This window comes from Aequorivita sp. KMM 9714 (genome assembly GCF_011065475.1).
In the GTDB taxonomy this organism is placed as follows: domain Bacteria; phylum Bacteroidota; class Bacteroidia; order Flavobacteriales; family Flavobacteriaceae; genus Aequorivita; species Aequorivita sinensis.
This window is the reverse complement of the sequence record NZ_JAAGRO010000007.1, coordinates 46,429-60,590: the sequence shown is the minus strand read 5'-3', so window position 1 is coordinate 60,590 and position 14,162 is coordinate 46,429. Positions and strand designations below refer to the sequence as shown.

General features: G+C 33.7%; 11 protein-coding genes. 7 read left to right on the top strand and 4 right to left on the bottom strand.

Annotated features, from left to right (window positions below; genetic code table 11):
- Positions 1-853: 853 nt before the first annotated feature.
- Positions 854-1,672, bottom strand: a complete 819-nt coding sequence (gene kdsA / locus G3A46_RS13140; RefSeq protein ID WP_165150464.1) for a 3-deoxy-8-phosphooctulonate synthase — start codon at positions 1,670-1,672, stop codon at positions 854-856.
- Between the two features lie 179 nt (positions 1,673-1,851).
- Between kdsA and typA the strand changes: the two genes are divergently transcribed.
- Positions 1,852-3,645 carry a translational GTPase TypA gene (gene typA, locus G3A46_RS13135; RefSeq protein ID WP_165150462.1) on the top strand — a complete coding sequence of 598 codons (1,794 nt, stop codon included), beginning with the start codon at positions 1,852-1,854 and terminating at the stop codon, positions 3,643-3,645.
- Between the two features lie 177 nt (positions 3,646-3,822).
- Complete coding sequence (locus G3A46_RS13130; RefSeq protein WP_165150460.1) at positions 3,823-4,806, top strand: hypothetical protein; 984 nt, start codon at positions 3,823-3,825, stop codon at positions 4,804-4,806.
- A 48-nt stretch (positions 4,807-4,854) separates the two neighbouring features.
- Here the strand turns inward: G3A46_RS13130 and G3A46_RS13125 are convergent, their stop codons facing one another.
- Positions 4,855-6,000 carry a glycosyltransferase family 2 protein gene (locus G3A46_RS13125; protein WP_165150458.1) on the bottom strand — a complete coding sequence of 382 codons (1,146 nt, stop codon included), beginning with the start codon at positions 5,998-6,000 and terminating at the stop codon, positions 4,855-4,857.
- A complete protein-coding gene (locus G3A46_RS13120) occupies positions 5,997-7,280 on the bottom strand; it encodes a glycosyltransferase family 39 protein (protein ID WP_165150456.1) in 1,284 nt (427 codons plus the stop codon). The genes G3A46_RS13125 and G3A46_RS13120 overlap by 4 nt, the downstream gene beginning before the upstream one ends.
- Before the next feature lie 77 nt (positions 7,281-7,357).
- Between G3A46_RS13120 and G3A46_RS13115 the strand changes: the two genes are divergently transcribed.
- The 5 genes from G3A46_RS13115 to G3A46_RS13095 are packed head-to-tail and all read left to right on the top strand — an operon-like array spanning position 7,358 to position 13,024.
- Positions 7,358-8,365, top strand: coding sequence for a GNAT family N-acetyltransferase (locus tag G3A46_RS13115; RefSeq protein WP_165150454.1), 1,008 nt, complete (start codon positions 7,358-7,360; stop codon positions 8,363-8,365).
- Positions 8,362-9,462 carry a DegT/DnrJ/EryC1/StrS family aminotransferase gene (locus G3A46_RS13110; RefSeq protein ID WP_165150452.1) on the top strand — a complete coding sequence of 367 codons (1,101 nt, stop codon included), beginning with the start codon at positions 8,362-8,364 and terminating at the stop codon, positions 9,460-9,462. Before G3A46_RS13115 ends, G3A46_RS13110 begins: the two co-directional genes overlap by 4 nt.
- A complete protein-coding gene (locus G3A46_RS13105; RefSeq protein WP_165150450.1) occupies positions 9,463-10,767 on the top strand; it encodes an O-antigen translocase in 1,305 nt (434 codons plus the stop codon). It begins immediately after the preceding gene.
- A gap of 29 nt (positions 10,768-10,796) precedes the next feature.
- Positions 10,797-12,278 (top strand): O-antigen translocase, encoded by a 1,482-nt coding sequence (locus tag G3A46_RS13100; protein ID WP_165150448.1) that lies wholly within the window; start codon positions 10,797-10,799, stop codon positions 12,276-12,278.
- Positions 12,275-13,024 carry a transferase gene (locus G3A46_RS13095; protein ID WP_165150446.1) on the top strand — a complete coding sequence of 250 codons (750 nt, stop codon included), beginning with the start codon at positions 12,275-12,277 and terminating at the stop codon, positions 13,022-13,024. The genes G3A46_RS13100 and G3A46_RS13095 overlap by 4 nt, the downstream gene beginning before the upstream one ends.
- Here the strand turns inward: G3A46_RS13095 and G3A46_RS13090 are convergent.
- Positions 13,014-14,159: a glycosyltransferase gene (locus G3A46_RS13090; protein ID WP_165150445.1), complete on the bottom strand. Its 1,146-nt coding sequence runs from the start codon at positions 14,157-14,159 to the stop codon at positions 13,014-13,016. The genes G3A46_RS13095 and G3A46_RS13090 overlap by 11 nt on opposite strands.
- Between the last annotated feature and the right edge of the window lie 3 nt (positions 14,160-14,162).

Below are 14,162 nucleotides of genomic sequence, written 5' to 3'. Positions count from 1 at the left end.
GAATAAAAGCTTAGAAGTAAAACTAGAAAAAAGACCCTTTCAGAATTCATAAAACTAATAACAGATATCCTTCGCAAAATAAAATATTTATTACCGCTAAAAAACTTTTTCAGTGGTTTTAAGGGAAAAAGGTACTATCCAAAAAAATATTTTACTCTAACAATTACATCTCTAAAAGTGTTTTAGACAAAGTAATACGTAGTTTTAAGCTTCCTAAGATTAATGGCTTATGTTTCTTTTTGTTTATTTAGTATAAAAAACTCTCATTTTTTTAAAAATAGGGGGATTTCCCCCTTGTAAGATGATTACAAATGAAGCACCTTTGTATCACTAGACATTAATTGGGGAGTTAATATGTAGTATTCTAAAAAAAAGGTTGTCTTTAATAGACAGCCTTTTTTATTTTAAAAACTTCGCGTTTGATTTTTCAAGGAATGTTTTGTTGCTCAATGAAAGTAGGTCAGGAAAAATAATATTCGAGTGAATCGAACAAATATCTTTCTTCTTGTTTATACCTACCGAGTAAAACAGGCATCTTTCTGTGTAATTATTCGTTAAAATATTGAAAATCAGGGTTTAATTGTGAATTTAGGGGGATTTACCTCTTGTTTTGTATGTGTAATTAAACTGATATTTGAATACTTATTTAATTGGGGAGTTATTAAGTATCATATCTAAATTCTTATAGCTTAATTGTTACTTAGAATAGGATATAAAATGTAAGAGTCTTTTTTATAAAGATTTTTAGCCAAAAGTGCCCTACCAATTTGAGGAGATGGTAGGGCACTTTATTTTATTTATATATTATGTAAAGCTTCTACAGCTAATCCTTATTCTTAAATAGAAATTACAGTTATAGTTGGTTAATTGTTTTTCTAATCGCTACAAGATCTGATAGTAATTTTTCAAGCAAATTTAGATTTAACATATTGGCACCATCGCTTTTTGCATTTGCAGGGTCGAAGTGGGTTTCAATAAATATTCCATCTACGCCAGTTGCAATTCCAGCCTTTGCGATTGTAGAAATCATTTCTGGGCGTCCACCTGTAACTCCAGCCGATTGATTTGGTTGTTGTAAACTGTGAGTTACATCTAAAACTACTGGCGCGTATTGTTTCATAGTAGGAATTCCTCTAAAGTCCACAATCATATCCTGATAGCCAAACATCGTTCCGCGGTCGGTAATAAGTACTTGCTCATTATTAGAATCTGTAACTTTAGTAACCGCGTGCTTCATGCTTTCAGGACTCATAAATTGTCCTTTCTTCAAATTCACAACTTTTCCTGTATTAGCAGCGGCCACAACTAAATCTGTTTGACGAACCAAAAATGCAGGGATTTGCAATACATCAACATATTCCGCAGCCATTGCTGCATCACTTACTTCGTGAATATCGGTAACTGTTGGTACATTAAAAGTGTCAGATACTTTTTTAAGAATCTTCAATGCTTTTTCGTCGCCAATTCCTGTGAAGCTATCAATCCTACTTCGGTTTGCTTTTTTAAAACTTCCCTTAAAGATGAAAGGGATTTCAAGCTTGTCGGTAATTTTTACAATTTTTTCGGCAATCTGCATTGCCATCTCTTCACCTTCAATAGCACAAGGTCCTGCAAGTAGGAAAAAGTTGTTAGAATTGAGGTGTTTTATATGGGGGATTAATTCAAGTTTCATATTTTATTTTTAACACTGTAAAGATAGTTATTTTACACTTCTGATATAATGCATATATTATTTGATGTTAATAATTGAAAATTAACTTGTTTGCTCAATTAAAAATAAAATGTTAACTTTTGTTTCTAATCCACTTATAAACACTACTTTTGCACCCTCCAAAAAAAAGGAGGAAGTTTATGAAAATTAAAAACATCGCCATTATTGCCCACGTTGACCACGGTAAAACTACCCTGGTTGATAAAATTATGCACCACTGTAGTCTTTTCCGTGAAAACGAACAGTCTGGTGAGCTTATCTTAGATAACAATGACCTTGAACGTGAAAGAGGAATTACTATTACATCAAAAAACGTTTCTGTAGTTTATAAAGACACAAAAATAAATATTATCGATACTCCTGGTCACGCCGATTTTGGTGGTGAAGTAGAAAGAGTATTGAATATGGCCGACGGAGTATTACTTTTAGTAGATGCTTTTGAAGGTCCAATGCCACAAACTCGATTTGTATTACAAAAAGCTATCGATCTAGGTTTAAAGCCTTGTGTGGTTGTAAATAAAGTAGATAAAGATAACTGTACTCCAGATGAGGTACACGAATCTATTTTCGACTTAATGTTCGAATTAGGTGCTGAAGAATGGCAACTTGATTTCCCTACTGTATATGGTTCGGCAAAACAGAACTGGATGAGTACAGATTGGCAAAAACCAACCGATTCTCTTGAACCATTATTAGATATGGTTTTAGAACACGTACCTTCTTTTAAAGCTGAAGAGGGATCGCTACAAATGTTGATTACATCTTTAGACTTTTCTTCATTTACTGGAAGAATTGCAATTGGTCGTTTACAAAGAGGTGTATTGAAAGAAGGTTTACAAGTAGCCTTAGTGAAGCGAGATGGCTCAATTGTAAAGTCGAAAATTAAAGAAATCCACACTTTTGAAGGGATGGGCCGTAAGAAAGTTACGGAAGTACAACCTGGAGATATCTGTGCTTTAGTAGGTCTTGAAGGTTTCGAAATTGGTGATACTATTGCCGATGCAGAAAATCCTGAAGCACTACAAACAATAGCGATTGATGAGCCTACCATGAGTATGCTTTTCACTATTAACGATTCACCTTTCTTTGGAAAAGATGGAAAATTCGTTACATCGCGCCACATTAAGGAAAGACTTGAAAAAGAATTAGAGAAAAACCTTGCGTTGCGTATGCAGCCGACGGATAGTGCAGATAAGTTTATGGTTTTTGGCCGTGGCGTTTTGCACCTTTCAGTTTTAATTGAAACAATGCGTCGTGAAGGTTATGAACTTCAAATTGGACAACCACAAGTTATCGTTAAAGAAATTGACGGTGTAAAATGTGAGCCAGTTGAAGAAATGACTATCGATTTACCTGAAACCGTAAGTGGAACCGCTATTAATATGGTGACCATTCGTAAAGGGGAAATGCTGAGTATGGAAGGAAAAGGAGACCGTATGGTTTGTAAATTCGTTATTCCATCTCGTGGTATTATTGGTTTGCGTAACCAATTACTTACAGCAACAGCAGGTGAAGCAATTATGACGCACCGTTTTCTAGAATACCAACCGTTAAAAGGTGGAATTCCAGAAAGACAAAACGGATCTTTAGTTTCTATGGAAACAGGAACAGCTATCCCTTATTCTATAGATAAGTTACAAGATAGAGGTAAGTTTTTTGTAGATCCAGGTGAAGATATTTACGAAGGGCAGGTAATTGGCGAAAACTCTCGTCAAGATGATATGACAGTTAACATCACTAAAACTAAAAAACTTTCGAACGTACGTTCTTCTGGAGCTGATGATAAAGCGAAGATTGTTCCTGCAATTAAGTTTTCATTAGAAGAAGCTTTAGAGTACATTCAAAAAGATGAATACGTTGAGGTTACTCCAAACCACTTGAGAATTCGTAAAATTCACTTAAAAGAGGTTGATCGTAAGAGAAACAAAATATAATTAAAGGTAAATAACCTTTTTATAGAGGACGTAAGACAATTGATTTTAGTTTTTAAACTAAATTCAAGTCTTACGTCTTTTTTTTGGAACAATCTTTTTGCAAATGCATCAGACCTAATGTAAGCTAATGGCTATATTTGCAAAAAAAAATATCTTAAGATTAATTCCCGAACTTTTATGGCCGAAATGCTTTTTAATCCTTACTTAGAATTAATTTTTGACGAACACTTTTGTTTTCTTACTGGAGATTTAACAAATGAAAAAATGTCGGTTTTCCCTCAGTGGTTAATGGATCATTTTAAGTTTGGAGATGAAAAGATTGAGATGATGGATAAAACCAAGTCTTATACGTATGCCGATTTGGAATTACCGTGTTCGCCTAAAGTGAAAAAAGCTTTTGATGAATTAGACCTTAAAATTCAAGAAGCATACAAAGATGGCTATGAAGGAATGGCAGCGCTCGACGAGGAGCTTATTTTCCAATGGTCGGGTAGAATGGTGTATGGCCTACTTTATTACGAAATGCTATATGAAAGAGATAGGCTATTACGCTTAGGCGAAGATTTTAAACTCTCGCTAGCCTTAAGAGAACGCTTTGGACAATTTCACTTAATGCTTCAATCTATTATCGAGCCTGTTTCATTTGTTGGAAAAAAGCCTTGGAGTATTGCAATTTTCCCGCTTAAATATTCAGCAGATATTTTTAGCTATCGCGATGATGCTATTAACTTGATGTTCTCGTTTGGTGTAAATGGCTTCGGATTTATTGCTTGTTTGCAAGACGCTGGTATTATTGGTGAAAGTCAAAAAGATATTCTAGATAAAATGAAAGGAAACGTATTGCATCCTATTCAGTTTGAAGAGTTATATGCACGTTTCCACTATTCAGACTATATTCTACAGTACAAACCTGAGTTTAATATTGAAAGCGGCGAAAATGGGATTACTATTGAAGCGCTTCCAATAGAAGGTACTGCCGAAAAACCAATTTTTGGATTCTGGGATGAAAACATTTTTGCACAGTTGCTTTCTAATTATTGGAGTGTTTATGGTATAGAGCGAGAAGATATTCTTAAGTTTCAGAAGCCACCGCTAAGTTTTTTAGAAAATCCGTATTCTAAAGAATTCATCAAACCAGAAACTATTACTTTACCTTTTTAGAAGCTCTAGAGTATTTAAATTATTACAACAAGCATTTAAGAAAAGCTATTATTTTTTTAATCCTAGGATGCTGAAAAATAAGCTAAACAAAATCACTTGCACGCCTAATAGCATTAGGGTAATTGCGGGGATAACGCTTCGGAGGGTAGAAGTGTTTTCTATATCTCCAAAATTTATTGCTTGCCAATCAAAATAGGCAGAAAAGCTTAGTATTATGCCAATTATCACTAGTATAGCCCCAACAATCAAACCTTTCTCTAAATTGATTAATTTAAAGAGTTTATCATATTTATTCGATTTTGGGAGTAATTCATTTTCTACCGTAAACACTTTAGTAAGGCCATAAAAAAGAATAAATTGAAAGCCAATCAATATAAAACCTGAAGTGAAGAGAAGTGTATGAACTCCAAAATTAACTGAGCCTATACTTACCGTTTCAAACAGTAAAAAGCTAGAAGTTATAATCCCAAAGATAAAAAGTAACAATCCTGGGATTAAAAAGAGCCAATTAGGACTGTAAAGCACTAAAAACCGTAAATGTCTCCATCCATCTCGCCAAGTATTTAAATGTGGAGGGCGGGAGCGTCCATCTGGAGAGAGAATGGTGTTAACCTCAGTAATTTTTAAGTCTTTAAGGCTGGATTTTACAATCATTTCACTGGCAAACTCCATTCCCGTAGTTTTAAGCTCCATTTTGTAATAGGCTTCTTTACTAAACCCACGCAGACCACAATGAAAATCTCCAATTTTACTTTTAAAGAATAGCCTTCCAATAAATGAGAGCACAGGATTCCCTAAGTATTTATGAAGAAAAGGCATAGCTCCTTTTTTAATACCACCTTTAAAACGGTTACCCATTACTAAATCATACCCTTCACGAAGTTTAATCACATAAGGCATTAGGTTGCTAAAGTCGTAACTGTCATCAGCATCACCCATAATTACATACTTTCCATTTGCAGCTTCAATGCCTCCGCGTAAGGCGCTTCCATACCCTTTTTGAGGCACATTAACCACCGTTGCGTTTAAGTCGGTTGCAATTTCTTGAGAACCATCGGTACTGCCATTATCCGCAATAATTACTTCCCCGCTAATATTTTCGCGTTCAAAAAACGATTGCGCTTTATTTATACAAACTGCAAGTGTTTCAGCTTCGTTCAGACACGGCATTACTATGCTTAGTTCTATATTCATCTTGTGTAGGTTAATTTTTTAGAGAGTAATACTATAATAATAAATGCCATTGCAAAATTATAGAATACATACCTCATAATTGTATGAACTGCCACAGCTACAATTAATGCATTAGATAATATTAAAAGACTTCCAAAAAACAGTAAACCGTTTTCTAAATTAAATTTTTTCAAACATTTTAAGCCGCTGTAAATACAGATAATAACAAAGAAAATAAAAATAAATACCGAATAAAAGCCGTGCATTACACTGGTGTAATAAAGCGAAATATAATCTTTAAAATGTGCTTTTAAGAGTACCGGAAACATTTGTTTCGCAGCAATTTCTGTATCTATAGCGCTTTTAAAGGGATCGTTTTCATCTTTGTAATATTCCCTCCCTATATTGTGAAAACTTTGATTGCATATATAAGGAAAGTTATCGTGAAAAACTTGATATTTTGCGCTATAATCCCCTTCAACTTTGGAGCTCAATAACCCTAAACTATCTATGCGTTTATACGTTTTAAGAAAGATAGCTTTATGGGCTGGGTTTTCAAAAAGTGAACTGTCTTTTTTCTCTGAAATATACAGAGGAAGCGTAAGAGCATTTGTAAAGGTAAAGGGTGTAGTAATAAAATGTTTATGAACTGCTTTTCTATAAGTGGCGTCTAGGGTGTTGGTTATTATAGGTAGTAGGATAAGCAACAGCAAATATTTTAAATGCGATTTTCTGAAAATGTTTTTCTTGTGTTTCAGAAGTAAGAGGAAAACAATAATTGGAACGATAATTACAAACTGCCCGCGAGTTAGTGCTAAAGCAATAAAGACGGCTGAAAAAAAATAAATTCTTTTTGTCTTCTCTCTAAATAGAAAGTCTATTGCGAAGGATATTAATAATAAATATAGCGGGTACGAAAGTCCTTCGGAAGCTAAGTTGTTTGCGGTAAGTAAGGGAGGAAATATCGGAAATAATAGTATTGCAAATAATAGCAACTCCAATACAAAGTTTAGTTTCAGTAAATTTGAAATGTTTTTAAAGAAAACTTGAATAGAACCTAAAACGAATAGTAATTGAAAAGCCACAACGGCAGTCCAATAATTATTGCCAAAAATAAATTCGAATCCTCTTAAAAACAGCGGGTAGATGGGGTATCGAAATACATCCAGATGCCAATAGCTTCCAGTGTCTGGCGAATATATTGGAGGTTGAAAGATAAAATATATAAAAACGCCAATATATAGTAATAGCCATAAAATATCCTTTTTTGAAACTTTTGTAAACTTTAAAGAATATTTCAATTAATTGGAGGTTTTAATATGTTATTTATAGAACTGTAAAACTAAAAATAAATTTTAGTTTTACAGGATAATGTAAAATGTCATTTTTAAAAGCAAAATCATTGGACACTAGTACTTTTACAGTAAAAAAATATGCGCCTGAAGATAAAGCTTTGTGGAATAACTTTGTGATGTCTTCAAAAAACGGCACATTTCTATTCCATAGAGATTTTATGGACTATCATTCCGATCGTTTTGAAGACCATTCGCTTATTGTTTACAAGAAAAACAAAGTAGTAGGCGTATTCCCTGCCAATGTGATAGAAAACAAAGTTTACTCGCATCAAGGGCTAAGTTACGGCGGAATAATTCTCAAGACTTCGGTTAAATTTAAAGAGACGGCTCTTATTTTCAAAAGTATTTTAAAGTATTTGTATGAAGCGGAGATTGTTGAGGTTTCAATAAAGCAAACGCCTAGAATATATCATCGGGTGCCTTCAGACGAATTAGATTGGTTGTTAAATATTGTGGAAGCAAAGCCTTACCGCGTAGATTTACTTTGTGTAATTGATAATAGAAACCCGATTAAAATTGCCTCTAATAGAATGGAAGGGGTTAAAAAAGGAATTAACCAAAATCTTAAAATTGAAGAGACTGATGATTTTGAAGCGTTTTGGAATCAAATCCTTATTCCAAACCTCTCACAGAAACACGGAGCTTCGCCTGTTCATAGTTTGGCGGAAATTAAATTATTAGCTAATTCTTTTCCTAAAAACATTAAGCAATTTAATGTTTATAAAGATACTGTAATTGTTGGCGGTGCAACTATCTTTGAAACAGATACAGTTGCACACGCGCAATATATTTCGGCTAATCAGGATAAACAACAACTGGGCACTCTGGATTTTTTATTTGAATACTTGTTGCGAGAGCGCTTTGCTAAAAAGTTGTATTTTGACTTTGGAGCTTCCAACGAAAATCAAGGAAAAAATATTAACGAAGGCTTACTTTATTGGAAAGAATGTTTTGGCGGTAGAAGTATCGCGCAGTCTTTTTATAAAGTGAAAACTTCAAACTATAAAAACTTAGAATCCATTTTTGTATGATTCCATTTTTAGATTTAAAAGGTATAAATCAACGCTTTGAAACAGCCTTTCAGAATAGCTTTCAAAGGTTTTTAGATTCAGGCTATTATATTTTGGGAAGCCAAGTAAAGCTCTTTGAAGCCAATTTTGCGCGCTATTGTGGTACAAATCATTGTGTGGGTGTAGGAAATGGATTGGATGCCTTACGATTGATTTTAGAAGGGTACAAGGTTCTTGGGAAGCTAAAAGAGAACGATGAGGTGCTAGTAGCCTCCAATACATATATAGCCACGATACTCGCCATTAAGCAAGCGGGATTAAAACCTGTACTTGTAGAAGCAGATTTAGACACTTACAATTTTGATTTAATTTCCTTACAAAATTCAATTTCAGGTACCACAAAAGCAATTATGCCTGTGCATCTTTACGGGCAGATTTCAGCTATGGATGAAATTTTAACGATTGCTAAAGAAAACAATCTTTTGGTAATTGAAGATGCTGCCCAAGCCCATGGGGCAATAGCAAATAATGGAAAGCGAGCTGGGAATCTTGGGGATGCTGCGGGGTTTAGTTTTTACCCAACCAAAAATCTCGGCGCTTTAGGCGATGGGGGAGCGGTTACCACGAACGACGATGCCTTAGCCGAAGTAATTACTAAACTTCGTAATTATGGCGCTACCACTAAATATGTAAATGAAATTTCAGGGTTCAATTCTCGACTTGACGAGCTTCAAGCCGCTTTTTTGAATTGTAAGTTACCTTACTTAGACGATGATAATGAACGCAGAAGAACGATTGCGAAAAAATATACAGCTGAAATTAGCAATAAAAAGATAGTCCTTCCAAAATACGACGGAAGTGATAGTCATATTTTTCACTTGTTTGTTGTTCGCGTTGATAATAGAAACGGATTTATAGATTACTTGGATAGAAATGGAATTGGTCATTTAATACATTACCCAATTCCACCCCATAAGCAAGAAGCCCTTTCAGAATATTCACATTTGAGTTTTCCAAATACTGAAAAGATTCATGACGAAGTGATAAGTATTCCAATAAGTCCGATAATGACTGATGCTGATGTGGAAAAGATTATAAAAACTTTAAACGCATACTAGTTGAAGATTCCAGGTTTTATAAAGAGGAATTTATTGTTGAAGATGACCTCTTTGAATGCAGGGGTTATTGGTATACGTTTATTTATTTCCCTCTTTATTCAACGTCTGCTAGCCGAAATGGTAGGCGAAGCTGGGGTTGCTAAAATAGGATCTCTTCGCAATCTATTAGAAATGCTTGGTTCTTTTACCTCGGTTGGTGTTTTTACTGGCGTTGTAAAATATGTAGCAGAATATAAAGATGATAAAGACCAACTTCAGAAATTATTTTCAACTACCCTAGTTTTTACTATTATTGGAGTATTTACAGTCGCAGCTGTACTTTTTTTTGGTGCAGGTTATTTAAGTGAAACTATTTTCGATTCATTAAAATACGAATACCTAATCAAGTTATTAGCGGTAGTTGTTCCGTTTATAGCGATGTATCGCATATTTAAAGCTGTTATTAATGGGCTTTCGAGGTATAAAGTGTTGGCTAAAATCGAGATTATAAGCTATATACTTAGTTCAGCTTTAACCGTTGCACTACTACTTATTCATAACCTCGATGGAGCACTTATAGCTATAGCCATAACTCCAGTAGTACAGTTGTTAGCCTTGCTTTTTATTATGACTAGCATCCTTAGGGAGTACGTTCAGTTTTCTAAATTATCATTCAAAATACCAATGGCAAAAAGCTTATTGGCTTTTTCATTAATGTCATTTTTTTCTACTGTACTACTAAATTATGTAGAATTAGATATTCGTGTTATGGTGACTAACCGATTATCAGAAGTAGATGCCGGGATTTGGACAGCGATGACCAATATTTCTAAAAATTATATGGTGTTTTCAAGTGCTATATTTTCGCTCTATGTATTACCAAAGTTTGCAGGGATTTACACTAAAACAGATTTTAAGGTAGAGCTTGCAAATATTTATAAAACATTGATGCCGCTGTTTGGAGTGGGAATGTTGCTGGTCTATTTTTTACGTGATTATGTAATACAAATTATCTATCCTGATTTTTACGCAATGTCTCCATTGTTTAAATGGCAACTTTTAGGTGATTTTGTTCGTTTAGCAGCTTTGGTCCTAGGATATCAATTTCTTGCAAAAAAAATGGTGCGCAACTTTATTTTTTCTGAAATAATATCGCTCTCTCTTTTTTACGGCTTTTCATATTATTTTGTTGAAATTTACGGAGTTGAAGGAGTTGTAATTGCTCACTTTTTGAGATATGTACTCTATTTTCTCCTGGTTTCCTACTTGGTTTTCAGATATTTTAAAAATAATAATAACTCGACCAAAAAAGATTCTGTAGCATAAAATAGTAAGTAGTATCTACTTTATCTAAAATGATAGACCCAAAAAACTCATATAGACAAGTAATGAAAGCCACCTCACTTTTTGGAGGTGTCCAGGTATTTAATATTTTGGTTTCAATCGTCCGGTCTAAGTTCATTGCATTGTGGATTGGTCCAACAGGTTATGGGATTGCTGCACTGTTTACATCTACCTTGGGGTTAGTAAACGGAATTACCAATTTCGGTTTAGATAGGAGTGCCGTAAAAGATATTTCGTTTAATAATAACGAACATCCAGAAAAGACTCCCCGAACAATACATATTTTAAGACGACTGATTTGGTTCACAGCCATTTTAGGATCTTTGGTTATGATTATTGGTTCACCTTGGTTGAGTGAGTTTGCATTTGAAAGTCGGGAATACACACTTTCATTTATAATGATTTCTTTAGCCTTGCTTTTTAAGCAACTTTCAAGTGGGCAGTTAGCGGTATTACAAGGGCTTCGAAAGTTGAAAAAACTCGCTAAAGCAAACTTATACGGTAATTTGGTTGCATTACTTATCACACTGCCACTATATTATTTTTATAGAATTGACGCAATAGTGCCGGCGATTATTATTTCGTCACTCGTAGCATTTATTTTTACCTATTATTATTCGCAAACTGAAAACATAGAAAAGATTGAGCTTACCAATAAGGAAGCGTTTACTGAGGGGAAACCAATGATAAGATTGGGAGTGATGCTAAGTATAAGTAGTGTGATAGGTTTGTTGGTTGCTTATATTATTCAAGTATTTATCAGCCAAACAGGGGGCGTACAAGAGGTTGGTTTATACAATGCAGGCTTTGTAATCTTAAATTCTTATGTAGGATTAATTTTTACTGCAATGGAAACAGATTATTTTCCTAGACTTTCTGCCATTGCTGATAAAATAGAAGCTATTCGTAAAACTGTTTTCGAGCAAGCTTTTATAGCAATTTTACTGATTACACCTATAGTGGTTGTGTTTTTAACTGTAGCTCCATTAATTATAGTTTTGCTCTATACCAAAGAGTTTACGCCAATTATAGAAATGGTGCGTTGGGGGATTTTGGGAATGATTTTTAAAGCTGTTTCTTTCTCTATGGGCTATATATTAATCGCAAAAGGCGATTCACGACTTTTTTTAAAAACGGCAATTGGTTTTAATGTGCTACTTTTAACAATGAATGTTTTAGGGTATTATTACGGCGGATTAGAAGGTCTTGGAATTAGTTTTCTAGTGTATTATATAATCCACTTTATAGCAATTAGAGTTATTACTAAAATACGTTATAACTTTTATTTTGAAGAAGGATTTTACACAATTTTTAATATATGTGTTTTGATTTGTGGCTTGTCCTACGCATTAACTTATATTGAAAATCCGTATCTTAGATATTCATCGCTATTAGTATTGTCGTTGTTATCTGTTGTATTTTCTTATATACAATTGGATAAGAAAATGGATATAAAAGAATTGATTAGTAAGATTTTTAAACGAAACCGATGATTGAATCATTAAAAAAAATATACCGAAAACTTCGAACGGATTTCAGATTTTTTATTTCTGTTAATTGGATAAAGACTTACTATTTTAACTATAAAAAATTTCCTTATCCTATCGCGAAAAAACTTCCTGTGTTCTTCTATGGCCCTGTGAAATTTTCCTCTATAACTGGAGAAATTAAAATTGAAGCTCCTATCAAAAGAGCTATGATTGGCTTTGGTCAACCGTATGAAATGAATACTAAATATAAAGGAATTTCAGAGCTTAATCTAAAAGGAACTTTTGTAGTTAAAGGTCATATTCAATTTGGCAAAGATTATTTTGTTTTCATAGATAATAATGCTTATTGTGAATTTGGGCATATGGCATCATTAGCTTCTAATGGAAGGCTAATATGTAAGAATAGTATTGTATTAGGAAATTATGCTCGAATAGGTTCAGAATCACAATTGATTGATACTAATTTCCATCAAATGATAAATACTCAAACGGGAGAACGTTATCCAATGAATGGAAATATTAAACTTGGTGATTATAACTTTATAAGTAATAGAGTTACTATAATGCAAAAGACTATAACTCCTGCTAACTGCACAATAGCTTCTAATACGCTTTGCAATAAAGATTATTCAGGTTTCGGTGAAAACATTATAATTGGTGGTATTCCCGCAAAATTACTAAGGAAAAATATTACTAGAGATTGGGAAGGTGAATCTGCATTATTAGAAAAATACTTGATTATTCAATAAACTGATTCCAAGTATTAAAATACGCTTTTGCCACTTCTACATAATCATGTTCTTTTTCAATAAACTTCCTTGCATTAAACCCAATGCTTTCAATTTTGTCAGGATTTAAAACTAGATATTCAAGTTCTTCAGCAATTTTTTTAGCATCGGGTAGTGCATTTATGGCTACTCTTTCCTTAAGCTTAAAATGCTCCATAAATTCTTTTTCGGCTCCTCCAAACACTACTTTACCACGAGACATAGCTTCCAGGGCATTATAACCCTGATCGTAAGCGTAAACATTGTCCATTAAAATATCACAATGCTCTAATTCTTTTACATATTGGCTAAACGGCAAGTTTTTGGTGCGTTTAATTTCAACTAGATCAGGATATTTCTCTTCGATTATATCTAATGCTTCATCAAAAAATCGATATCCCTTCTTCTCATAGTTCATTGTGTTTATTCCAAACAGGATTCTAATTTTTCTGTTTTCAATTTTAATGGGAGTATATTCTTCTGAAATTATAATTGGATTCGGAATAAGTGCTGCAACCTTGTCCCAACCTCGCCAGGGAATCACATAATCCATATCGCTTGGAATAACAGCTTTTGCATTTTTATATACAAAGTGAAACAGTTCTTTGTAGGGTTCGGTAAGGTATTTTAAGGCAAAATCTGCCTTCATTTTTGAATTTGGCTCTAAATAGGGCGTAAGCATATGGTAGCGCATACTACCGTCTAGATATGATTTTATAACCGGATAATCATCGCCACAACCCATTAAAAACACCTTTCCATTCTGTGAAAATAGTGTTTTTAGAAGCTTTATTTCAGATTCAGGATAGGTGCCAATACTATGCGAATTTATGAGTTGAACAACATCATAATCTTTAAGTTTCGGCAGTAATTTTTTAAAGCGATAGCCTATTTCCCACTGTGCGGGATCTTTTTTAAAGAGACGTAACCATATTTTTCTAAACAATAAAGGGAAAGTTTTATCACTTAGCCATTCTGCTCTAATGCTTTCATCTACAGGAAATTTTTTAAACATATCGCCAGTACCCACAAGCGTTACTTCGTGTCCTAAAACCTCTAATCCTTTTTTTAATGAATTGTGCAGTCGGCTATATTCACCTATTAATAAAACTTTCATCGG